Origin of the sequence: Pseudomonas sp. IAC-BECa141, assembly GCF_020544405.1 — a bacterium.
Taxonomy (GTDB): domain Bacteria; phylum Pseudomonadota; class Gammaproteobacteria; order Pseudomonadales; family Pseudomonadaceae; genus Aquipseudomonas.
On the sequence record NZ_CP065410.1, the window covers coordinates 724691 to 748221 of the forward strand.

Genomic DNA, 23531 nt, shown 5'->3' on the forward strand with positions numbered 1-23531 from the left:
CACCTTTGAAAATCTGTGGGGCAGCCCGAAGCTGCAAAAGCGCGCAGTTTACGCCAGGTCGCCGGCAAAGTGGACACACCGCTTGGCTGTTACACATTCGCGGCCGCGATATACCTATGTATGGCCTGAGCACTGTTGTCGGCAAATAGAGTCAGGGCTCATCTCTATGCAACAAAAGGCTGGGCGACATGGCGGATCAACAAGGGATTGTAGAAGAACTACCGGTAGCCGCTGCGTCTGCGGGGTCGGTGCAGGAGATCCTGCTGCGCATCACGCGCTGGCAGGTGATGATCGACAAGCGCTTGAACAGCCAGATGACGTTGCTCGAGGCACTGGAGCATTTCGCATTGACTGAACTGCGCAGGCATTACCCGGACGGCCATTTCGCCCCGGGTTTTGTGGTTGCCCTGCTTGACGCCATTCTGCAGAAGCTTATCGACGGCCGGCCAGTCATGTTCCTGGCGCTCCAGGACGCGCCATTTCGCTGGCCGGGGGGCGCCGACCCCGGTTTGCCGTCCAGCCGTCATGAGCATGTTATCCGGACGGTGGATAGCGTTTCGCTGCATTTCCTCGACCAGTACAAAAAATACCTGCGAGAACATTGGGCGACAAAAGGGCAGGAAGCGCTGTTTGATCGTCTGGTCAAACGCAAGCTGCGGCGCTATATCAAGGACATCGAGTTGCTGTTGCACCGTGATCGACTGGCGGGCCTGACACTGGATCGATTGCGCAGCAAAATCGACCGGGTTCAGGCCCGGAGCACGCGTCGGTACCGGTTGACCGCCCTGGCAACCGGTGCAGAGAAAAAGATTCTCGAGGCGCATTCCTTCGCGCAACTGCCGTCATGGATGAAGGCGCTGAAGGAGCCGGAACGCGCCCTGTTGCGCGATTATCAGGAGCAGACTTCACTGGCCCAGGCAGCACTCGATGACCTGCTGCTGGGCTACGGCTCGTTGCGCGACTTTGCCCGCCAGCAGGCCATCGAATACATTCAGCTCAAGCTCGACATGACGGTTGAACCAGACCGGATCGACGTGCGGCTCAAATGGCGCTCGGCGGTCGGTGAGCCGACCCACAATCGCAGCCTCAGTGATCTGCTGGCCTGCGGGCCGATCGGGCAGGACTTCGCAGCGGTACTGGAGATCAGCAGTCCTGCGCCATTGCGCAATCAGTCACTGAAGCCGACATTCGTTGCCGATATGCTGGCGATGCAGGATTACCCGGCAGACTACCTGCGAGTTCTCGCCGTGCAATATGAGCGCACAGAAGTACTAAAGGCGCTCATCGATTGGTTCGCCGCACGGCTTCGGCAGAGCGCATTCGTCGCGCGCTGCGCAGCTCATCTGTCGGATTCCGACCATGAGCGTCTGGAGCAGGTGTGGTCTGGACACGCTATCAACAAACCGTTGCAAGTGGCCGCACTGACACTGCCCAACGGCATGCAGTGCGCCGATCTTCTGGTGTTCTACCAGGCAGAAACCGAGCAAGTGGTGAATCATCTGGTGCTGTACGCGCCCAACAAACCGGACGGTCAGGAGTGGGTGCGGTTGCCGTCGATTGCGGCGTTGACCGGCGAAGTGTGGAGCTGGACGCAGAGCGAATCCGGTCGTGAGTATCTGTTGCAGCAACTTTCGCCGACGGCACATCACGCTGCACGGGATTATCTTTTGGCCGCGGCGGCCAGCCCCGCGCTCTGGGGCATGCAGAGTGACCTTCGACGAGCGCCTCTGTCGTTTGCCGAATGCGTCGAAGCCGCTGCAAAAATGGGTCTGGCAAACAACCTGCAGCGGGTCGAGCAGGACAACTCGCTGCGCTGGTACACGACGCTGGGGCTCGAGGCCCGCCGGCACATCAGCAGTCTGAATCAGGAACTGATCGTTCATCAGCAGGTTTTCAACGAGCTGCTCGGCGGTTTCGAGGTTTTTGTTGATTTCGCCAAGCGCACGGTTGCCGCAGCGATCACGCCCTACATGCGCAGCAAGAACGTGCTGGAACCGGTCGATCCGGCCACCGTGTTGATCGATTACAACCCTGGCGTCGCCGACCGCAGGAAGCAGCAGGTGTCAACGCTGCTCGACCTGGCCATTCACGGCTACGATGACAACTCCGGCATCGAACATCCGAAAAAAGGCGTGCGATCGTCGGTTGGCCAGGATCTGAGCCTGGTGCGCAGCGCCGATCTGGCGCTGTTTCTGCGTCGGGCGGGGCTGGGTGAAAAATACGCCAGCGAGATCCGTGGCAAATATCTCGACCCGCGTGATGCAGCCTACGAACCGCGTCGCTTTGCCTATCGCAACGTACTGCTGTCAAAGATGGACCGTGATTTACGCGTGGCCAGAAGTCAGGCGCGATTGAGCGACGCGGTGTATTCGGCACTGGTCCGTCAGGTCTCTCTGTTGAGCCAGGTGCCAGCACCGGGTGCGCATTTTCCCGGCGCGAGCATGGTCGAAAGTGACGGCGTGTTCAGGTTCACCGTGCGCCACCACGTCGTGCTCGGGGTTTATGTTCTGACCTCGTTCGACCCCGAGCCGTCCTGGTGGCTGTACACGCCTGACGCGCCCGACGGCGTTGTGGTGCGTGCATATCAATCACTGTTCGGCGATATCGCAGGCGCTTTGCATGACTACTTGATGGCGCGTACGCCGGTTGCCGCGCGCAGCATCGTGTCGCGCACCCTGTATGCGATTGCGGCAAAAAAACAACGGGTCGATACGCTGTACGAAGCGCAGCGCCTGATTGACGCGCGCAGCGAGTTCAATGCGTACATCGAGCGCGCGGTTACGGATGTGCAGGACATCACCACCAGCCGCGCGCAAATGATCGAACGCCAAGTGGTCAAGGGGCTGATGTTTGCAGCCGCACCGTTTTGCATGGTGTTCCCTCCGTTTGCCTTGCTGCTTGATGTAGTGTTCATTGCCGTCAGCGCCGGTCGGGCGGTCGCTGCGCATCTGGAGGGTGACGTCGATGGCGCTCTCGGCCACTGGCTGGAGGCGTCGTGGGGAGCATTGTTCGCTATGGTCGGCGCTGGCAGTGCGATCAAGTGGCTGGGCAGCGCGGCCAGAAGTCTGAAGAGCACGATGAGGCCGGTCTCGTTGTTGTCAGAGCGTCTGAATACCGTGGCTCCGCTGCGCAGGGAAGCGCTGCCGGCGACCCGGGAAGTACGCTTCCATGCCAGGCAGGCCGTCAGCAAGAAGCCCGAGGGTTTGCAAAGGGTGAGCGAAGAAGGCGTCTTTTTCGGCACCTGGCGCAGCCCGCCCAGCGCTGCACAGCCGCACCCGGCCTATTACATTCGCAACAAAGGCAAGTATTTTCTGGTCAGGGAAAATCCGCATTTCGGTGGGCTGAGCCTGGTCGATGCCCGTCGCCCGAACGCGATCTATCAGCAACCGATACGTCTTGCTGCGGGCGGCAAGTGGGTACGCGCCAGGGTCGGACTCGCAGGTGGCAACGTGCGCGACCTTGGGCGCGTGAACAATTTGAATGATGCTTTTCCTGGAGGTGTCGAGCCGGTGCTGAACCGCGGCGCGCTGCAGGGCGAGGCCGTGGTGGCGGCTTTCCATCCCGGATCGCAAGATAACTACCTGTTTTCCCTGAATGCGCAGAGTTACGTCATCGCCTCGCTGTATAACCCGACGACAAGAGCGGGGGCGGTCATTCATTTTGATCACAATATTCGTCCGTTGATCGAGCGAAGTGTCACGCAGGTGCTGGAGCGTCTGGGGGGAACACCGCAGAACATTCGCGCCACGCTGGTGGGGGGCGACTGGCTGTCGGCGGGCGCTGACATCGGCGGTCCGGTCAGGCGCGTGTTGCGCGAACAGGGCCTGCAGCCGACCTGGGATTACTGGTCATACTCGTCGTGCCTGGGCAACAGCTATGGCGTGGTGCTGAATCTGAACAATGGAGTCTCGAGAGTGTTCAAGCATTCCTCTGGTCAGATTGGCGGGCTGTACAACCCGCTTATCGCCAGATCGACCTATGCCACGGACGGCCTCTCGATACGCGCCCGAAACTTTACGAGGCGGTTCAAGCGCAGACCGTTACATGAAAACGCAGCAGGAGTGGTGGTCGATGATGCTGGCCAGCGGGCGTCTGACACAATGGTCGAGCAGCACGCGTTCTCCACGGTAATGGTCTGATGGCTTTGTTGCAGGTATAAAAAAACCCGATCCACAGGGATCGGGTTTTTCATGCCGCTTCAGCCTTACGACTGTTTGGCCAGCTTGTGCTCGAGGTAGTGAATATTCACGCCCCCTTTGCAGAAGCCTTCGTCACGGGTCAGATCACGGTGCAGAGGGATGTTGGTCTTGATCCCGTCGACCACGATTTCGTCCAGGGCATTGCGCATGCGGGCCATGGCTTCGTCGCGGGTCGCGCCGTAAGTGATCAGTTTGCCGATCAGCGAGTCGTAGTTCGGCGGAACGGCATAACCGCTGTACAGGTGCGAATCGACGCGAACGCCGTTGCCGCCTGGAGCGTGGAAATGCTTGACCGTCCCCGGGCTCGGCATGAAGGTGCGTGGGTCTTCGGCGTTGATCCGGCACTCCAGCGCGTGGCCGCGGATGACCACATCTTCCTGGCGGATCGACAGCTTGTTGCCGGCGGCAATGCTGAGCATTTCCTTGACGATGTCGACACCGGTGACCATTTCCGAAACCGGGTGCTCCACCTGAACACGGGTGTTCATTTCGATGAAGTAGAAACGACCGTTCTCGTACAGGAACTCGAAGGTGCCGGCGCCACGGTAGCCGATGTCGATGCACGCCTGGACGCAGCGGGCGAAGACTTCCTGGCGGGCCTTCTCGTCGATGCCCGGTGCCGGCGCTTCTTCGAGAACCTTCTGGTGACGGCGTTGCAGCGAGCAATCGCGGTCGCCCAGATGGATGGCGTTGCCCTGGCCGTCGGACAGAACCTGCACTTCGACGTGACGCGGGTTGGTCAGGAATTTTTCCAGATAGACCATCGGGTTGCCGAACGCCGCGCCCGCTTCGGAGCGGGTCAGTTTCGCCGAGGCGATCAGGTCTTCTTCCTTGTGCACCACGCGCATGCCGCGACCACCACCGCCGCCGGCGGCCTTGATGATCACCGGATAGCCGACTTCACGACCGATGCGCAGCGCCGTTTCCTCGTCTTCCGGCAGCGGGCCGTCGGAACCTGGAACGGTTGGCACGCCCGCTTCGATCATCGCGTGCTTGGCCGATACCTTGTCGCCCATCAGGCGAATGGTTTCGGCTTTCGGGCCGATGAAGGCGAAGCCGGAGTTCTCGACCTGCTCGGCGAAATCAGCGTTTTCCGCAAGGAAACCGTAGCCTGGGTGAATGGCGGTAGCGCCGGTCACTTCAGCGGCCGCAATGATTGCCGGGATGTGCAGGTAGGATTGCGCGGCAGAAGCCGGGCCGATGCAGACGGATTCGTCTGCCAGACCCAGGTGCATCAGCTCTTTGTCGGCCTTGGAGTAAACGGCGACGGTCTTGATGCCCATCTCTTTGCAGGCACGCAGAATCCGCAGGGCGATCTCACCGCGGTTAGCGATCAGAACTTTTTCCAACTTCGCAGTCATCAAAGGCTCTCCGCAGTTCAAACGATGGTGAACAGCGGTTGGTCGTACTCAACCGGCTGGCCGTCTTCGACGAGGATGGACTCGATCACACCGCTGGTTTCAGCTTCGATGTGGTTCATCATCTTCATGGCTTCGACGATGCACAGGGTGTCGCCTTTCTTCACGGTCTGGCCGACTTCAACGAAGGCTGGCGAGGTTGGCGAAGATTTGCGATAGAAGGTGCCGACCATCGGCGAACGGGCAACGGTGCCGTTCAGCGCTGGAGCAGCAGCGGCAGCTGGAGCAGCGGCTGCAGCAGCAACCGGAGCGGCAGCGGCGGCAGGTGCAGCGGCCGGAGCCTGCATCGGAGCCGGTGCATAGTACTGCTGCGCCGGGGTCTTGCTGTGACGGCTGATGCGTACGGACTCTTCGCCTTCCTTGATCTCGAGCTCGTCGATGCCGGACTCTTCCAGCAATTCGATCAGTTTCTTAACTTTACGGATATCCATGAATCATCAACTCCCAAGGGTCGGTCAGGGGCGTATAGCTTGTTGTTCAAGCTGCTCTAGTGCAGCCTCCAGGGCCAGTCGATAACCGCTGGCGCCAAGGCCGCAGATCACTCCTACTGCTACATCGGAGAAGTAGGAGTGATGGCGGAAAGGTTCGCGTTTGTGCACGTTGGACAAATGCACTTCGATGAATGGGATGCTCACTCCCAGCAGCGCGTCACGTAATGCGACACTTGTGTGTGTAAATGCTGCCGGGTTGATCAGAATGAAGTCCACACCCTCGCCACGTGCGGCATGGATGCGGTCGATCAATTCGTACTCGGCGTTGCTTTGCAGATACAGCAGATGATGGCCGGCTTCACGGGCGCGGCGTTCCAGGTCCTGATTGATCTGCGCCAGGGTGGTCGACCCGTAGGTCCCCGGTTCCCGGGTGCCGAGCAGGTTCAGGTTGGGGCCGTGCAGCACCAGTAGCGTTGCCATCTGCGTGTTCCTTGTTATGGGTGAGCCTTCGTCAGAACCCGGCGACTATGCCGCAAAGCCTTTGTGACTGTCCAGTTCTCTGCAATAGCCAGCACGATGACCGATGTTTGCGCAAAATATGTGACTGAGTGATTAAATCCGGTCATTCGCTTTGGCAACACGTTCGGCGAAGTCGCTGGCGTTGATCTCGCCGATCACCCGCACATCGCGACGTTCCACCCCGTCCTTGCCGAAGAACATCAGCGCCGGTGGGCCGAACAGGCTGTAGCGGTCGAGCAGGGTGCGCTGTTCGGCATTGCTCGCGGTGATGTCGAAGCGAATCAGCCGATAGCCCTTGAGCCGATTCACGACCGTGGCGTCATTGAGTACTTCGTGTTCGATGACTTTGCAGCTGATGCACCAGTCGGCGTACCAGTCGAGCAGCAGCGGGGTGCCGGCGGTTTTCGCTTCGAGCAGCACCCGGTCCAGTTCTGCCGGGGTGCTGACGGTCTGCCACGAACCGCCGTCTTGCGCCGACAATCCGCTGTCGGCAAGGCGCGCCGGGGCTATCGGATTCAACGGGTCGGTCTGCCCGCTGAACGCGCCGTACCAGCAGGCCAGCGCATAAAACAGCAGGAACATGCCCAGCAACTGGCCGAGGCGTTTGCGCGGCGGTTTGTAGACGAATTCCAGAGCGCCGAGGAACAGGCCGACGCCACCGGCCAGCAAGCCGATCAGCAGCAGCGTGATCTGGCCCGGCAATACCCGGCTGAGCAAACCGATGGCCAACCCGAGCAGCAACACGCCGATGCCGTTTTTCACGTACATCATCCACGGCCCGCTTTTCGGCAGCCACGCCGCGCCGCCAGTGGCGACCAGCAATAACGGCGCGCCCATCCCCAGGCCGAGCATGAACAGCTTCAGGCCGCCGCCCAGCGCGTCGCCACTGGCGCTTATATAAAGCAGCGCGCCGGCCAGCGGGGCGGAAACACACGGCGATACCAGCAAACTCGACACCACACCCAGCACCGCCGCGCCCCACAACGAGCCGCCTTCGGTGCGCCCGGCGATCCGGTCGAGGCGGCTGCTGATGAAGTGCGGCAGTTTCAGCTCGAACACGCCGAACATCGCCAGCGCGAACACCGCAAAGAACATCGCGAACGGCACCAGCACCCACGCCGATTGCAGCCGTGCCTGCAAATTCAGTTGCGCGCCGAACAGCCCCATCAAGGCCCCGAGCAGCGCAAAACAGGCGGCCATCGGCAGCACATAAGCGAGGGAAAGATTGAAACCACGCAAACCGCCGACCTGCCCTCGCAGCACCACGCCGGACAGGATCGGCAGCATCGGCAATACACAAGGCGTGAAGGTCAGCCCCAGACCCGCGAGGAAAAACAGCGCCAGGTCACGCCAGTCCCAACCCGTCACCGGAGTGGACGCGCCACTTGCCAATGCGTTGCCTTCGATGCTCAGGCGTTCGGTTTCCGGCGGATAGCATAGACCCTTGTCGGCACAGCCCTGATAGGTGACGGCCAGTGTGAACGCCCGGGCGTCATTGCGCGGCAGTTCCACGTCGAGAATGCCGTGGTAGACCTCGACGTCGCCGAAATACTCGTCGTGTTTCTGTTCGCCCTGGGGTAACTGTGCGGCACCGAGTTTCACCTCGGCAGGTTCGGCTCGAAACTGGAAGCGATGGCGGTAGAGGTAATAGCCTTCGCTGGCAACGAAGCGCAGTTTGACCGATTGCGGGGTGCTCTCGACCAGGCTCAGTTGAAAGGCTTCGCGCACCGGCAGGAAGTCGGCACTGTTGTTGACCGAGCCCAGTGTGGCGCTGGGTTTGCTGTCAAACAGACCGGCGGCACCGGCCGGCAGGGCGAAGACGAAAAACAGCAGGCAGAGCAGACGGCGCATGACAATCTCGCGAATCAAAGGTGCGGGAATGATAGCGGACTTGGCCCTGCGCTGTGTGTCACACGCGGAACGCTTGCACGGCGGTGTGCAACTGGCCGCCCAGCAAAAGCAGGTTCTCGCCTTGCTCGCGGCCCTGGCCGATGCGCAGCAGATTGGCCCCGCCCAACTGGTGAATCCGCTCGCTGTGATCGCGAATCTCGCTGACCGCGCCGCTCTGTTGTGCGGTGATGTCGGCGATGCGGATCGCGGTGTCGGAAATGGTCTGGATTGCGCCGACAATTTTGTCCAGCGCACCGTCCGCCGATTGCGCCTGATTGGCCGTGGCCTCGGCGTGTTCGACCTGCGCGCGCATGCCCTCGACCGATTGCCTTGCGGCGGTTTGCAGGCCGGCGATCAGGGTCTGGATTTCTGCCGTGGCGCCGGCGGTGCGTTGTGCCAGCGAGCGAACTTCCTCGGCCACTACGGCAAATCCGCGACCCATTTCCCCGGCGCGGGCGGCTTCGATTGCCGCGTTGAGCGCCAGCAGGTTGGTCTGGTCGGCAATCGAGCGGATCACCGTCAGTACGCCGCCGATGGTGGCCGACTCTTCGGCCAGGTGTTCGATCATCTGCGCATTGCCCTGCACCTCGCCGACCAGCGCGTGCAGGCCGGTGAGGCTCTGGCCGATCACTTGTTGCCCGTGTTCGACGGCCAGCCCGGCATGGCGACTGGCGTCGGCAGCCTGGCGTGCATCGCCGGCCACTTGCTGGATGGTCGCTTCCAGTTCGCCGAGGGAATCACGGATCAGCGCGGTATCGCCGGCCTGATGTTCGGCACCGCTGTGCAAGTCATTACTCAGCTCGGCGAGGGTGCGACTGCTGCCCGCCACCTGCTCGGCATTGCCGCGAATGGTCCCGACCAGGTCCACCAAGTAGGCACGCAGGCGATTGAGCGAGGCTTCAATGTCGTGCAGTTCGCGGTTGATCTTGCCCAGATGAATGTCGCGGCTGAAGTCGCCTTCGGCCCAGGTCGACAGCGCCGGGGCGAGGTTGGTCAGGGTGCGGGCCAGGCGTCGTTGCAGGGTGTCGATCAGCAGCGCGATCAGCAGAATCAGGCCAATCATCACGCCTTGCATCAGGCGCACTTCACCCTGAATCTGCCCATGCTGGGCGCGCACCACCGGTTCAAGACCGGCGATGGCTTGCTGCACGGCGGCGATTTTCTGGTGGGTCGCGGTGCTCAGGTCGGTGCGTTTCTGGATCTGATCGCGGGTGCGCGCCAGCTCCGCCGGATAACGGCCGAGCAAACTGTTGAGTTCGCGTTTGAGGCCGACGCCGGCATCTTCGGCAGCGGCTTTTTCCGTGCTTTCGATGCCCATCATCGCGGCGAAGTCGTCGCTGCCGGACTCACTGCTGGCGACCACGCCGAGCAAGGGCAGGGCCTCGATTGTCTGGGCCTGGGTGCGGATGTTGCTGAGTTCGCGTTCGACATCGGCGGCCAGTTCACTGCGTCCGCTGCTGACCAGCTTGTCCCGGGCCAGCGACAGTTTGCCCAGATGTTGAGAGGCAACCAGCAGGGGCGTTAGATAGGTCGCGTTGCCGCCGGCGTAGGTGCTGAGCTGATCGAGGCTGGCGCTCAATTCGCGTTCGGCCTGCAACAGCAGAGCCTGCGGATCGCCGGCCAGTTTGCCGGCGGCCAGCAGGTCGGTCTTGCTGAATTCATCGAGGCCGGTGAGGCTCGGGCGCAAGGTGTCGGCCAGCGCCGGCGGCAGCTCGCCAAGTTCTTTCTGCAACTGTTCGATGGCCTGGCTGGCGCTGCTCAGGCGAAGGGCGTCGCCGCTGGCAAGGTAGTCCTCGACGTTGCGTGCCACGTCATTCTGAAATTGCTGCGACAGTCCCAGATAACGCTCCATCAACAGATATGGGCGCTCCAGGGCTTTCTGCGACCACCACAGCGTGGCGCCGAGGGCCACGCAGACGGCGACCAGCAAAAGAGTATTGAGATTGGTGAGCAACTTCAGGCGCATGACGGCTACCAACGGCAGAACGGTAAGCGCCTGAATTTATTGCGGTTCTATTACAGGGTTATGACCGATTGGGTCGATTCCGATGAAAAAGTGGCACTTTGCTTTGAGTCGCGCGCGATCTGCACCCGATTGCGTCCTTCGCCCTTGGCGCGGTACAGCGCCTCGTCGGCCTGGCTGGCCATCATCAGGCTGTCGGAGTCGTCGTGCATTTCCACCACGCCAGCGCTGAAGGTGCACCACAGATCCTGCGGCTGGGCCGGATAGTGAATTTCGGCAAAGCGCTGACGGATTTCGTCGAGCACTTTGTGCGCCGCTTCTATATCGGTGTCGGGCATGACGATGGCGAATTCTTCGCCGCCGTAACGGCCGATGAAATCGGTCTTGCGCAGCCGCTGCTTGAGGAACAGCGCCAGGCTCTTGATCACCCGGTCGCCCATGGGATGGCCGTGGCTGTCGTTGACCCGTTTGAAGTGGTCGATGTCGAGCATCGCAAAGCTCAGCGGCTTGTTCTCGCGGCGGGCGCGGAACGAGCAGTCTTCGAGCAATTGCAGAATGTGCGTGTGGTTGTACAGGCCGGTGAGGCTGTCGCGGACCATCCGTGCTTTCAGGTTGCGCGCGCGGGCGGCGCGGTTGCGCACGGTGGTGATCAGGTGGCGCGGCTTGATCGGCTTGGTCAGGAAGTCGTCGCCGCCCTCGCTCATGGCGTCGAGCTGTTTGTCCAGATCGTCCTCGGCCGACAGATAAATGATCGGCACGCTGACATAGCGGTCGTTGTGGCGGATGACTTTCGCCAGCTCGGTACCGGTGCAGGCCGGCATGTACATATCGAGGATGATCAGGTCCGGCTGGAAATCCGCCAGCTCGGCCATCGCCTGGATCGGTTCGATCAGGGTGCGAGTGACGATCCCGGCACTGTTGAGCAGGCGTTCGGTGTGCAAGGCCTGGGCGCGGGAGTCGTCGATGATCAGCACTTTATAGGGTTCGTACTGGGCGACGCAGGTCAGGACCTCGATCTTCTCCAGCAGGCTTGAGGCTTCGAGGGTGCCGGTGAGAAATTCCTGGCCGCCGGCGCGAACCGCTGCGAGGCGGGTCGGGGTGTCGGTTTCGTGCAGGCTGAAAAACAGCAGCGGCAGCGGTTCTTCCAGACCTTGCTGAGCTTCGGCGGCGAGTTTCAGGCCGACGCCGGCGCCGCTGAAGTCCACGTCCATAACAATCGCGGCGGGCAGGCGCTCGACCATCGACGAGCGAAACGCCGCCACACTGTCCAGCGCCTGAGCGCTCAGACCGAAAAACTCCAGCTGCTTGGCCAGACGTTCGGCGCGGTCATGATCCTGCAGCATCACGTAGATCGGTTTGCGCAGGGGCGGCAGGAAAGTCTGGTCAAGCTGATCGCCATGGCGCAGACCGGTGCGCGACAAGCGCTGCATCAAGCGGTTGAGATCGGTGATCAGGCCGCTGCTCAGGCGGCCGCGATTGGCGTCCACCGCTTCCAGCGACTGGCTGATGTGGCGGGCCAGTTGCGTGTGTTCGGGCTGTTCGAAACGCTCGGCAAAACGCAGCAGGCGCAGATTGGCCTCGCTCAGTTCGGCGAGATCGGCAGTGGACCACTCACTGCGTTGCAGGCGCTGCCATATCTCAAGAATCTGACGTGCCTGATGAATTACCCGCTGGGCAAAGTGGTGCTTGAGGCGCTCACGGCTGGGGTCTTCTGGCTCGGTCATATCCTGACTACTAGTTAGGCTGCATGCTGAGATCGACTGGTGGCTCTATGCTAGCACCTCTTTTCCCTTACATGAGTGTCGTACGTCAATAATCTGCGGTGCGGCATCATTCAGTTTCTGACTGGTTGGTTTTGTCCGCGACTTGCTCGTCGACCAAGGGCCCGTAATCCGGGCCTTAAAGGATATTTCCCAGGGCTTTTGAGGACGCTTCCCCTGCGCTGGATGGTCATCGTTTGTCAGGGCTTTCTGATTTTTCCAAGGTCAGCTTCACAAGGGTTTTGCGCTGGAAGGGTCAGGGAAACCCCTACGAGACATTTGTCTGAACATGACCCTGTGTCACCGGAACGCCGCGCATTTGTGCCTGCGACTATCCTTTCGTTCACTGACGAACACCGCCTGTTTTTTTCCGCGACCCTGATCGCGGGTGCCGGGGCGAGGCACGTTGTTGTATGGTTGTGGTCGAACCGTTGAACCCAAGATTGAAAGGATATCGCCATGCTGGACTGGAAGAACCGCGCGGGCAGCGCGCCTGAACGTGCCGCCGAGCCCAAGTCGGCCGCCCGCAGCTATGTCGGCGGGCTGTTGTTCAGCCGGGCGCTGGCTACGCTGGTTGCCATTTATCTGTTGGTGACCATTGGCCTGGGCTGGTACTGGAGCCAGGAACCGGCGCTGTTTCCCGTGGCGCAGAACGCCCAGGTTGCCGCCGAGAAGGAAGGCAAGCAGATGGTGGTCGGTTACACCACCGTAGAAACCCTGAAAACCGTTGCCGGCACTTTGCTCGACAAGCCGGGTGGCTATATTTCCAACGACCGTTTCCCGCCGGGCTTGTGGATGGACAACATGCCGAGCTGGGAATACGGCGTGCTGGTGCAGGTCCGCGACCTGACCCGCGCCCTGCGCAAGGACTTCGCCCGCTCGCAATCGCAATCGGCTGAAGACGCCGATCTGGCCAAGGCCGAGCCGCGCTTCAACTTCGACAACAAGAGCTGGATCCTGCCGTCCAGCGAGTCGGAATATCAGGAAGGCATCAATTCCCTGAGCCGTTATCAGGCGCGCCTGTCCGACCCGACCCAGAAAAACGCGCTGTTCTATGCCCGCGCCGACAACCTGAACAACTGGCTGGGCGATGTCGGCACCCGTCTCGGTTCGCTGTCGCAACGCCTGTCGGCCAGTGTTGGCCGGGTCAAGCTCAACACCGCGCTGAAAACCGAAGTTCCGGCGGTGGGGGAAGTGCCGCAGGTCGACGAGGAAGTCGTCGAGACTCCGTGGATGCAGATCGACAACGTGTTCTACGAAGCCCGTGGTCAGGCCTGGGCACTGTCGCACTTGCTGCGCGCGATCGAGGTCGATTTCGCCGACGTGCTGGCGAAGAAGAATGCGACTGTCAGCGTGCGTCAGATCATTCGCGAGCTGGAGGCGTCTCAGGAGCCGGTCTGGAGCCCGATGATCCTCAACGGCAGCGGTTTCGGTGTGCTGGCCAACCACTCGCTGGTCATGGCCAACTATATTTCCCGGGCCAACGCCGCCGTGATCGATTTGCGTCAACTGCTCAATCAGGGCTGAGTCATGGATGAGCACGCCAGAGAGGCGGCCCACCGCGCCGCCTCGGATGCCGAACAGATCGCCTGGGTCGACGAGCAGGACAACCTGCTCGGCGCCCTGGTGCGTTCCGACCTGCGCGAGCGCGGGCTGATCGGTCGTGGCACCTACATCATGTTGTTCAACTCCGCCGGTGAACTCTGCGTGCATCGGCGCACGTTGAGCAAAGCCATCTATCCCGGTTACTGGGATGTGGCGGCAGGCGGCATGGTGCAGGCGGACGAGACCTACGCCGAGTCGGCAGCCCGTGAGCTGGAAGAAGAATTGGGCGTGAGTGGCGTCGAGCTGACGGCCCACGACCATTTCTACTTCGAAGACACCGGTAATCGTCTGTGGTGTTCGGCGTTTTCGGCGGTGTGGGACGGGCCGTTGATCCTGCAGCCTGAAGAAGTGCTCGAAGCGCGCTTCATTCCGGTCGAACAGGTCATGCTGGAAATCCAGCAAAAGCCTTATTGCCCGGACTCTCTGGCCGCATTGAAACGCTATCTGAAGGCGCAACAGAGCGACGTCGCAAAGAACACATAAATTGGCGCCGATTGGCACTTAGCAATCGGCGTTTTTGCCGTTACACTGCGCGACCTTTTCAAGCTGTGCCGACCCGCTTTCAGGAGCTCATGGCACAGTAGCGCTGCCCCTGCCTGAGTGGGGCTTCGCGGTCGATAGCCTTGCCCAAGGCTGCGATCAGTCTTTGTCCTCCCGAGAGGATTGCCGGTGGCCAAAAAAGCCGCATCCTTCGCCGCCCTGGGCGGCCTGGTATTTTCCACCGACGCAGGTCGTCATTGCCCGGAATGCAGCAAGCCGGTGGACGCCTGTATCTGCAAGCAAACCGTGATCCCGGCCGGCGACGGCATTGCCCGCGTGCGCCGCGAGAGCAAGGGCCGTGGCGGCAAGACGGTGACCACCATCACCGGCGTGCCTCTGGCCGAAGACGCACTCAAAGAGCTGGCGACAACGTTGAAGAAACGTTGCGGCACCGGCGGTGCGTTGAAAGACGGGGTCATCGAGATTCAGGGCGACCATGTCGAGCTGCTTCTGGCCGAGTTGGTCAAGCACGGTTTCAAGGCGAAGAAGTCCGGCGGCTAGCAGCCTCTGTGAAACCCACCGGCGGCTTGATTCAGCTCCAGAGCGCCTGGGCCTGACGTCGTTTCCATGGTTTTCACAGAGCCTGTTCATGACCGGTTTCTAAACTCAACGCTGTCAGCGCGGTCTACCGCCCCGCTGACGAACCGTCATTTTCATTCTTTAGACTGCGCCGGCCTGAGATCAGGCGACGCACTATGACTTCTTTATAGGGGACTTCGATGTCCGTACGACGCACACGCAAAGACGATGGCAGCCAATGGACAGTTGCGGACAGCCGCAGTGTTTACGGGATTCGCCATTGGGGGGCCGGGTATTTCGCGATCAATGACGCCGGTCGCGTCGAGGTTCGTCCGAACGGCCCGAACAGCTCGCCTATCGATCTGTTCGAACAAGTCGACCAGTTGCGCAAGAGTGGCTTGTCCCTGCCGCTGCTGGTGCGTTTCCCCGACATCCTGCAAGACCGCGTCCGTCAGCTGACCGGTGCGTTCGATGCGAACATCGAGCGTCTGGAATACCAGAGCAAATACACCGCGCTGTACCCGATCAAGGTCAACCAGCAGGAAGCGGTGATCGAAAACATCATCGCCACCCAGAACGTCTCCATCGGTCTGGAAGCCGGCTCCAAGCCTGAGCTGCTGGCGGTGCTGGCACTGGCGCCGAAGGGCGGCACCATCGTCTGCAACGGTTACAAGGACCGCGAGTTCATCCGTCTGGCGCTGATGGGTCAGAAGCTCGGCCACAACGTGTTCATCGTGATCGAGAAAGAATCCGAAGTCGGTCTGGTGATCGAAGAAGCCGCCTCGCTCAAGGTCAAGCCGCAGGTCGGCCTGCGCGTGCGTCTGTCGTCGCTGGCGTCGTCGAAGTGGGCGGACACCGGTGGCGAGAAATCCAAGTTCGGCCTGTCGGCGGCGCAACTGCTGTCGGTGGTGGAGCGTTTCCGCGCGGCCGGCCTGGATCAGGGCATCCGTCTGCTGCACTTCCATATGGGTTCGCAGATCGCCAATCTGGCCGACTACCAGCACGGCTTCAAAGAAGCGATTCGATACTACGGCGAGTTGCGCAATCTGGGTCTGCCGGTCGATCACATCGACGTCGGTGGCGGTCTGGGTGTCGACTACGACGGTACCCACTCGCGCAACGCCAGCTCGATCAACTACGACATGGATGACTACGCCGGTGTCGTGGTCGGCATGCTCAAGGAATTCTGCGATGCGCAGAGCCTGCCGCATCCGCACATCTTCTCCGAAAGCGGTCGTTCGCTGACCGCGCACCACGCCATGCTGGTGGTGCAGGTGACCGACGTCGAGAAACACAACGACGACGTGCCGCAGATCGAGAACAAGGAGGCGCTGCCGGAAACCGTGCAGTGGCTGGTGGACCTGCTCGGCCCGACCGACATCGAAATGGTCACCGAAACCTACTGGCGCGCCACCCACTACCTGAGCGACGTGGCTGCCCAATACGCTGACGGCAAGCTGACCCTGGCTGAAAAGGCCTTGGCCGAGCAGTGCTACTTCGCCGTGTGCCGGCGTCTGCACAACTCGCTGAAGGCGCGTCAGCGTTCGCACCGCCAGGTGCTGGACGAACTCAACGACAAGCTGGCCGACAAGTACATCTGCAACTTCTCGGTGTTCCAGAGCCTGCCGGATACCTGGGCGATCGATCAGGTCCTGCCGATCATCCCGCTGCACCGTCTCGACGAAGAGCCGCTGCGTCGTGCCGTTCTGCAAGACCTCACCTGCGACTCCGACGGCAAGATCAACCAGTATGTCGACGAGCAGAGCATCGAGACCAGCCTGCCGGTGCACGCGCTGAACGAAGGTGAAGACTACCTGCTGGGCGTGTTCCTGGTCGGCGCCTATCAGGAGATCCTCGGCGACATGCACAACCTGTTCGGTGACACCGACTCGGTGAACATCTACCAGAACGCCGACGGCAGCGTGTACCACGCCGGCATTGAAACCCACGACACCATCGAAGACATGCTGCGCTACGTGCACCTGTCGCCGGAAGAGCTGATGACCCACTACCGCGACAAGTGCGCCAGTGCCCGCATCAGCGCCAACGAGCGCACTCAGTTCCTCGATGCATTGCGCCTGGGTCTGACCCGCTCTTCTTACCTGTCTTCCTGAGGTCAGGTTCCGCTTTCATCTGGTTGTCTGAAATTTTTCCGCTCAGTGCGGACGTTTCAGACAACCGGGTGAGACGCTTCTTTTTCTCTTTGCGAAACGGCTTGCTTCCAGGCTGGCAAAGTGACGTCGTCTGCTTTTCGCGTAGGTCATTTCCGAATTTGTAGTTCGGCCCTCTACTCGGCCATGGGTCTCGGCGAGAATCCCCGCCCGCCCCCCTGTAGAGAATCGCCCCATGTTCGATCCAGCCGACGAGCCGTCGTTTCGTCTCGATGTAGCGGGCCTGTCCGACTCACTTGAAGTCCTCGCATTCACGGGTTGCGAAGCCATCAGCGAGCCTTTTTCATTCGAAATCGATGTGCTGGTCGATGACCCTCACCTTGACCTTGCAGGCCTGATGTATCGTTCCGCGCGCTTGTGCTTCGGGCCTTGCGGCAATGGTATTCACGGCCAGTTGCACAGCCTTGTCCAGCATGAACAGCGGCGCGGTGCCCGGTTGTTTCAGGCGCGGCTCGGGCCGCGGCTTAGCTGCCTGGGCCTGCGTAACAGCCAGCGCATCTTCACTGATCTCTCGATACCGCAGATTCTTGATCAGGTGCTCAGGGAGCACGGAATCAGTGGCGCCCGACGCCGATTCGATCTGCAAGGCGCGTATCCGCCCCTGACATTCTGCACCCAGTACGGCGAGTCGGATCTGCAACTGTTGCAGCGGTTGTGCGGCCAGGCACGCATTCACTACCACTTCGAACACGGGATCCGGGGACATTGCCTGGTGTTCGGCGACGATCCGGCCCGGCTGCCCCGCGCCGGGAGCCCGCAATTCGAGGGCGAGGAAGGGGAGCCGATTCCGACATTGAGCCGCTGGCAAGTGAGCGAGCACGCGCGACTGCACACAGAAGGCTCGCGGCGGGCGCGTTCGGCGCAGGGGCATTCCGCTTCGCCGACCCTGCGCAGTGGGCACTGGCTGACGATTTCCGGCCAGCCCCTGGAAGACTCGAATACGCACTGGCTGGTGAGCCGAATCGAACATCGGGCCGATCAGTCCCTCGAGCCGCCCTACAGCAACCGGATTTTTGCCACTGACCAGTTATCGCTGCCCCGGTCATCTATTGCAGCCCGGGGGGCGCGCATGTGTAGCCCGCAACGTGCATGGGTGGTGTCGGTCGAGGAGGCGCAACCGGATCCCGTGCGGCCGGTGGCCGTTCAGTTCGACTGGCTCTATCAGGGGGAAGGGGCCCGCCCCAGCCACTGCTGGCTGCCGGTGGCGCCGGCGTTGGCCGAAATGCAGATGGCGTCATTGAAGGACGGGGTAGAGGTGGTGGTGAGTTTTCTGGAAGGTGACCCTGAGCAGCCCGTGATCAGCGGCGTCCTGCAGGTCCCGGCACTGACCGAAGTCATCGAGGATGATGCACCGTCACCGCTGCCCTCGCGTATGGCGAGCGTGGGCCTGCCTCAATGGTTGAAAGCGGCCGAGCCATTATTGCTGTTGTGCCTGATACCCGGAGGCGGCAGTTATCACCATTGCGCGGCGTCACTGTGCAGCTGTCGATTGGTCGCCGGGCTCAAATCGAGCAACGGAAGATGAGCCTCGCGACTCCCGGACGGCACGCTCAGTGGTTATTGCTGGACATCGCACAGGCGCCGCAGGCCGTGCAGATGTTACGCCATGGATTTGCCGGTGTGCACAGCCTGAAGCTGTTTGACGGTACGGAGTTTCAGCCTGTCAGTGAACAGGGCCCGTGGTTGATCGATTTGCGCGACAGCCCGGCGCTGTCGGCGCTCTGCCACACCGATCCGTTGACCTGGCAAGGTCTGCTGCTGGGCAGCGAGGCCTCGGAGCCGTCATTGCGCGAACACTTGCAGCGGATGCTGACCGTGTCTGTCGGCCTGAACCATCGGGCATTGCTCAATTTCTACAATCGGCAGACCGCCAGCTACTTTTTCGATGCCTGCGACGCCCGACAATTGAGCTGCTGGCTCGGACCGATCGGATGGCTGCGCTGGTTCGGCGGGACCTGGGCCGATCTGGCCGGCGGCAGCCAGGGCTGGCAGCAACTGCGCAATCCGGGACTGGCCGTGGAGCCGCTGCGGATCGAACAAAGCCTGACCCGCCGACAGCGCGAACGTCTGCACCGTTGTCTGCTGGATCAGCAGGTCTGGCGCTGGAGTCAGGCGATGGGAAACGACTATCGGCTGATCTCATCCTTTCAGGAGCAAGGCCTGGAACTGGGGTTCAGCGAGCAGGCGTTGCTGGACGACTGGTTGTGGCTGCGTTTGCAGCATCCGCATGCCGAGCTGACACCGCTGCCACATGGATTGACCCCACGGGAACGGCTTGAGCTGTTGCGTCGGCGCTGGCTCGACGACCCGTCGTGAGGCGCCGCTTCAGTGAGCGGCACCGTTGAACCAGCCATCGGTGCGCCGCAGCCACCACGCCAGGCCCCCGAGCGTCAGGCTGCGCAGCACCATGAACAACAGGAATGAAATCCACAGGCCGTGATTGCCCAGACCTTGCAGCGCCCAGGCGACAGGCAGCAGCAGGATCACGGTCGCCAGCATGCCGTTGCGCATTTCCCGGGCGCGGGTGGCACCGATGAACAGGCCGTCGAGCAAGTAGCTCCAGACCGCGATCAACGGCAGGACGGCGAGGTAGGGCAGGTAGATGAACGCGGTCTCGCGCACGCTCTGGATGTCGGTCTGCATTTCGATGAACAAGTGGCCGGCCAACAGAAACAGTGCCGCGAAGCCCAGGCTCGCCAGCAACGACCAGCCACCTGCAACCACCAGCGACCGGCGCAGGGCCAGACGATCGCGGGCGCCGATGGCGTGGCCGCACAGGGCTTCGACGGCGTGAGCCAGACCGTCCAGCGCGTGGGCGGTCAGCAGCAGGCCGTTGAGCAGCAGCGCGTTGGCCGCGACCGTGGCATCGCCCAGTCGCGCGCCCTGTACGGTGATCAGGAAAAACACCGATTGCAGCGCCAGGCTGCGGATGAAAATGTCGCGGTTGACCGCCAGCAGCGGGCGCCAGCTCTGCCAGATTTTCAGGGCGGCCCAGGCGATGTGTCCGGGATAGGCGCGCAGTGCCTTGCGAGTCATCCACAGGCCGAGCAGGGCGCCGCTCCATTCGGCGATCACCGAGGCTCGGGCCGAACCGACCACGCCCCAGTCCAGACCCATCACGAACCACAGGTTGAGCACGATGTTGATCAGGTTGGTGCTCAGCAGAATCGCCAGCGGTGCCCGGGCGTTCTGCGTGCCGAGGAACCAGCCGACCAGCGCATAACTGGCCAGCGCCGCCGGCAACCCGAACAGCCGGGTGTGGAAGAAGTCGCGGGTCAGTTGATCCAGTTCCGCCGACGGTTGCATGAAGTGCAGCGCGACTCCGCTCAGCGGTACGCCCAGGGTTCCGAGCAACAGCGCCAACCCCATCGCCAGCAACAGGCCCTGAAGCAGAATCTGCCGCAAGGCCGCGCCGTCGCTGCGCCCGGCGGCCTGCGCGGCGAAACCGGTGGTGCCCATGCGCAGAAAACCCATGGCCCAGGCCAGAAAGGTGTACAGGCTGGCGCCGACGGCCACTGCGCCCAATTGATGGGCATGAGGCAGATGCCCGATGACGGTGCTGTCGACCAGCGCCACCAGCGGCACGGAAATGTTGGAGAGGATCATGGGGGCGGCGAGGGCCCAGACCCGGTGATGGGTCGGGCGGTCGCGCCAGTCGGTGATCAGGTTGGACATGCGGGCTCCTTGGGGAGCGGCATTGTAGCGGCAGGTGTCAGTGAATGATCCAGCTCAACAGCCATAATCCCAGCAGCAACCAGATGATCCCGGCAATGATCGAGGCATTCATGAACGCGCGGATCGCCGACCACAACAGCATCAGGCCAACGATCAGCGCGATGATGCTGATGATCGACGTGTCCATGCCCAACGCCCTCGACAGCCCGTCGACGAAGTTGCCGCCGGCGTTGCCCAGCAGATTGAACAGGCCGCTGAGGCCATCGACGATGAAGCGGATGATCGAGCCGAGCGCCTGGCCCAGCCATTCGAAAAAGCTTTCTACCTGCATGTCTGTTTCCTGATGAAAGAGCTGAGCCTTGGGCCGCAGCGGAGGCGGTCGAGTTCCCTGCAAGCATAGAGGGTTTTAACGGGCGACTGGCGCTTGCCTTCGATACGCATCCCCCCGAAGCTATACGCCTTCAGGAGAGCCCGATGAACCTTGTTGAACTGACCGAACGCCTGCACGCCATTCGCGACCGCAATGACTGGCGGCAATTTCACAGCCCGAAAAACCTGGCCATGGCCGCCAGCGTGGAAATGTCCGAACTGGTGGAAATCTTCCAGTGGCTGACCGAAGACCAGTCCCGCCAATTGCCGGCGGACAAACTCGCCCACGCCGGGCAGGAAGTCGGCGACATCGTTCTGTATCTGTTGCTGCTGTGCAGCGAACTGGGGCTGGACATGAATGAAGTGGTGCGCAGCAAACTCGCCGACAGCGAACGGCGGTTCAGCTGATGAGCGACCGTCATTTCGATCAGCTGGCGACCCGCTTCGCCGAAAAAATCTACGGTGGCGCCAAAGGCGCGATCCGCCTCGCGGTGCTGCAGGCCGACCTCGTCGAAGCCCTGCCGGATCGTCCGTTGCGGGTGCTGGACATTGGCGGCGGCCTGGGCCACATGTCGCTATGGCTGGCCGAGCGCGGGCACCAGGTGACCTTCACCGAGCCAGCCGAACCGATGCTTGAAGGCGCACGCCAGCGCTTTGCCGACGCCGGGCAAACCGCGACGTTCATTCAGGCGCCCTGGCAGGAACTGCTCGGCCAGCTCACCGAACCCTACGATCTGGTGCTGTGCCATGCGGTGCTGGAATGGCTGGCCGAACCCCACGCGATCCTGCCGGTGCTGCATCAGTTGACCAAGCCCGGCGGCTGGCTGTCGCTGGCGTTCTACAACCGCGATGCGCTGATTTACCGGAACCTGCTCAAAGGCCATTTCAAGAAAATGCGCAAGAACGACATGGCCGGTGAAAAGCAGAGCCTGACCCCGCAACAGCCACTCGATCCACGGGAACTGGCGACGCAACTCGCCGGGTTGTGGCAGGTCGAAACCCAGAGCGGGGTGCGGGTTTTTCACGATTACATGCCGGTGGAATTCCAGGCCCGCGCCGAATTGATTGATTTGCTCGAGATGGAGCTCGCCCACCGTCGTCACCCAAGCTTCGCCGGGCTTGGGCGCTACTTGCACTGGATCTGCCGGCCGATCTGATCGGAGCGAGATATGAAAGGTCATTCAGGGTTATTGCTGATCTGTCTGGGGCTGGCCGCCTGCCAGGGCAGCAACCCTTACGTGGCGCAGTCGCGGCCGTTGCCACCGGCGCCGCCGCAAGCGGCGACTACCTTCGACCGCAGCGCCTATCCCGCGCCGCCTCGGGATTACGGGCGCTATCGCAGCTGGGCGTGGCTCAACGGTCAGCTGCCGCCGGGCACGGCCTGGGCGGATTCGGCGCAAGTGGCCGAAGCCGTGAGCAGTGCACTGGACCAGCGTGGTTTACGTCCGCTGCATGACAATCGCCCGGCCGACCTGCTGGTCAGTGCCCGCCTGAGCCTGGAAACCCGCCTGCGTCAGGTGCAGGACGATTACGGTTACTACGGCGGCTATGGCGGTTATGACCGTTACGGCCGGGGTTACGGGATGTACAACACGGTGCCGATCGTGCGGACCTATCAGGAGCAGGTCGTGGTGGTGCGAGTCGATCTGTTCGACGCCGGCAGTGGTCAGCCGGTCTGGAGCGCCAGCGCCGAAACCGGTACTCAGGGCAAGCAAGGTGATCGCACCGACGCGATTCGGGAGGCTGTCGAAAAGGCCATGTCGGCGTATCCTCCCGGTTAGCTTCCCGCCAATGAGAAGCTCAGGTTCATGTCTTCCACCGGAGAAAAACCATGTTCCGCCGTCTCGCTTTACTGGCCGTGGCCGCACTGCTCAGTGCCTGTGCCGCCAACCAGGTCAATCATGACTTCGACGCCAGCCGCGACTTTGCCGCTTATCGCAGCTGGAGCTGGAAAGACCCCGCCCTGCAATACCGCCCCGACGATCCACGGATCAAGAGCGACCTGACCGAACAACGCATCCGGCAGGCCGTCGCCGATCAACTGGATCAGCGTGGCCTGCGCCCGGCCGCTTCGGGCGCCCGAGGTGATCTGAATGTGCAGACCTACCTGATCGTCGAGGACCGTCAGCAACAGGTGACCACCAACTACGGCGGCGGTTGGGGTGGCCCATGGAACGGGTATTGGGGTGCCCCGATGTACAACGAAACCCGCAACATCACCTACAAGGTGGCGACCATCCAGATCGATCTGCTCGACGGCAAGGACGGCAAACTGGTGTGGCGCGGCAGCGACGAGCAAATGCTCAGCCGCACGCCGAACCCGGCAGATCGCAGTAACGCCATCCGCGAAACCGTGACGCGGATCCTGTCCAACTATCCACCGCGCTGAATCTGCTGAAAAACGACGGGAGCCCATGGCTCCCGTTTTTTATGGGCAAGTGAAACTGGCGCGTTGCCAGCAGTGTCGATGCA

19 protein-coding genes are annotated in these 23531 nt (G+C 61.8%); 11 read left to right on the forward strand and 8 right to left on the reverse strand.

Features of this window, described 5'->3' with window-relative positions; all coding sequences use genetic code 11:
• Positions 1-188: 188 nt before the first annotated feature.
• Positions 189-4139 (forward strand): dermonecrotic toxin domain-containing protein, encoded by a 3951-nt coding sequence (locus I5961_RS03200; RefSeq protein WP_227234322.1) that lies wholly within the window; start codon positions 189-191, stop codon positions 4137-4139.
• A gap of 65 nt (positions 4140-4204) precedes the next feature.
• Here I5961_RS03200 and accC read toward each other — a convergent pair whose 3' ends face one another.
• The 6 genes from accC to gcbA form a co-directional block, all read right to left on the reverse strand.
• Positions 4205-5560 (reverse strand): acetyl-CoA carboxylase biotin carboxylase subunit, encoded by a 1356-nt coding sequence (gene accC, locus I5961_RS03205; RefSeq protein WP_085700981.1) that lies wholly within the window; start codon positions 5558-5560, stop codon positions 4205-4207.
• 17 nt (positions 5561-5577) lie between these two features.
• Complete coding sequence (gene accB / locus I5961_RS03210) at positions 5578-6048, reverse strand: acetyl-CoA carboxylase biotin carboxyl carrier protein (RefSeq protein ID WP_085700980.1); 471 nt, start codon at positions 6046-6048, stop codon at positions 5578-5580.
• Between the two features lie 24 nt (positions 6049-6072).
• Positions 6073-6528 (reverse strand): type II 3-dehydroquinate dehydratase, encoded by a 456-nt coding sequence (gene aroQ, locus I5961_RS03215; RefSeq protein WP_007951022.1) that lies wholly within the window; start codon positions 6526-6528, stop codon positions 6073-6075.
• A gap of 132 nt (positions 6529-6660) precedes the next feature.
• Positions 6661-8418, reverse strand: a complete 1758-nt coding sequence (locus I5961_RS03220) for a protein-disulfide reductase DsbD (protein ID WP_085703456.1) — start codon at positions 8416-8418, stop codon at positions 6661-6663.
• Between the two features lie 58 nt (positions 8419-8476).
• The gene (locus I5961_RS03225) at positions 8477-10423 is read right to left on the reverse strand and encodes a methyl-accepting chemotaxis protein (RefSeq protein WP_227234324.1); all 1947 of its coding nucleotides are present in this window, start codon (positions 10421-10423) and stop codon (positions 8477-8479) included.
• Positions 10424-10473: 50 nt separating this feature from the next.
• A complete protein-coding gene (gene gcbA / locus I5961_RS03230) occupies positions 10474-12144 on the reverse strand; it encodes a diguanylate cyclase GcbA (protein WP_085700977.1) in 1671 nt (556 codons plus the stop codon).
• A gap of 495 nt (positions 12145-12639) precedes the next feature.
• Between gcbA and I5961_RS03235 the strand changes: the two genes are divergently transcribed.
• From I5961_RS03235 to I5961_RS03260, 6 genes are all read left to right on the forward strand, one after another.
• Positions 12640-13707: a DUF2333 family protein gene (locus I5961_RS03235; protein ID WP_085684934.1), complete on the forward strand. Its 1068-nt coding sequence runs from the start codon at positions 12640-12642 to the stop codon at positions 13705-13707.
• A 3-nt stretch (positions 13708-13710) separates the two neighbouring features.
• On the forward strand, positions 13711-14268 hold the full coding sequence (locus tag I5961_RS03240) for an NUDIX hydrolase (protein WP_085700976.1): 558 nt from the start codon (positions 13711-13713) through the stop codon (positions 14266-14268).
• A 186-nt stretch (positions 14269-14454) separates the two neighbouring features.
• A complete protein-coding gene (locus tag I5961_RS03245) occupies positions 14455-14826 on the forward strand; it encodes a translation initiation factor Sui1 (protein WP_064379228.1) in 372 nt (123 codons plus the stop codon).
• 218 nt (positions 14827-15044) lie between these two features.
• The gene (gene speA, locus I5961_RS03250; protein WP_227234326.1) at positions 15045-16958 is read left to right on the forward strand and encodes an arginine decarboxylase; all 1914 of its coding nucleotides are present in this window, start codon (positions 15045-15047) and stop codon (positions 16956-16958) included.
• Between the two features lie 232 nt (positions 16959-17190).
• Positions 17191-18540 (forward strand): type VI secretion system Vgr family protein, encoded by a 1350-nt coding sequence (locus I5961_RS03255; protein WP_227234327.1) that lies wholly within the window; start codon positions 17191-17193, stop codon positions 18538-18540.
• Positions 18537-19331, forward strand: coding sequence for a DUF4123 domain-containing protein (locus I5961_RS03260; RefSeq protein WP_227234329.1), 795 nt, complete (start codon positions 18537-18539; stop codon positions 19329-19331). The genes I5961_RS03255 and I5961_RS03260 overlap by 4 nt, the downstream gene beginning before the upstream one ends.
• 9 nt (positions 19332-19340) lie before the next feature.
• Here the strand turns inward: I5961_RS03260 and I5961_RS03265 are convergent, their stop codons facing one another.
• Both I5961_RS03265 and I5961_RS03270 read right to left on the reverse strand, forming a co-directional pair.
• On the reverse strand, positions 19341-20690 hold the full coding sequence (locus I5961_RS03265; RefSeq protein WP_227234331.1) for an MATE family efflux transporter: 1350 nt from the start codon (positions 20688-20690) through the stop codon (positions 19341-19343).
• A 37-nt stretch (positions 20691-20727) separates the two neighbouring features.
• Positions 20728-21021 carry a hypothetical protein gene (locus I5961_RS03270; RefSeq protein WP_064379237.1) on the reverse strand — a complete coding sequence of 98 codons (294 nt, stop codon included), beginning with the start codon at positions 21019-21021 and terminating at the stop codon, positions 20728-20730.
• A gap of 143 nt (positions 21022-21164) precedes the next feature.
• Here I5961_RS03270 and I5961_RS03275 point away from each other — a divergent pair, with 143 nt between their 5' ends.
• Genes I5961_RS03275 through I5961_RS03290 form a run of 4 tightly spaced genes read left to right on the forward strand, consistent with a single transcriptional unit; the run spans position 21165 to position 23448 of the window.
• On the forward strand, positions 21165-21467 hold the full coding sequence (locus I5961_RS03275; RefSeq protein ID WP_007951009.1) for a MazG-like family protein: 303 nt from the start codon (positions 21165-21167) through the stop codon (positions 21465-21467).
• Positions 21467-22216, forward strand: a complete 750-nt coding sequence (locus tag I5961_RS03280) for a methyltransferase (protein WP_227234332.1) — start codon at positions 21467-21469, stop codon at positions 22214-22216. The genes I5961_RS03275 and I5961_RS03280 overlap by 1 nt, the downstream gene beginning before the upstream one ends.
• 12 nt (positions 22217-22228) lie before the next feature.
• Positions 22229-22840 carry a DUF4136 domain-containing protein gene (locus tag I5961_RS03285; protein WP_085700970.1) on the forward strand — a complete coding sequence of 204 codons (612 nt, stop codon included), beginning with the start codon at positions 22229-22231 and terminating at the stop codon, positions 22838-22840.
• 50 nt (positions 22841-22890) lie between these two features.
• The gene (locus I5961_RS03290; RefSeq protein ID WP_227234334.1) at positions 22891-23448 is read left to right on the forward strand and encodes a DUF4136 domain-containing protein; all 558 of its coding nucleotides are present in this window, start codon (positions 22891-22893) and stop codon (positions 23446-23448) included.
• The last annotated feature ends 83 nt before the right edge of the window (positions 23449-23531 follow it).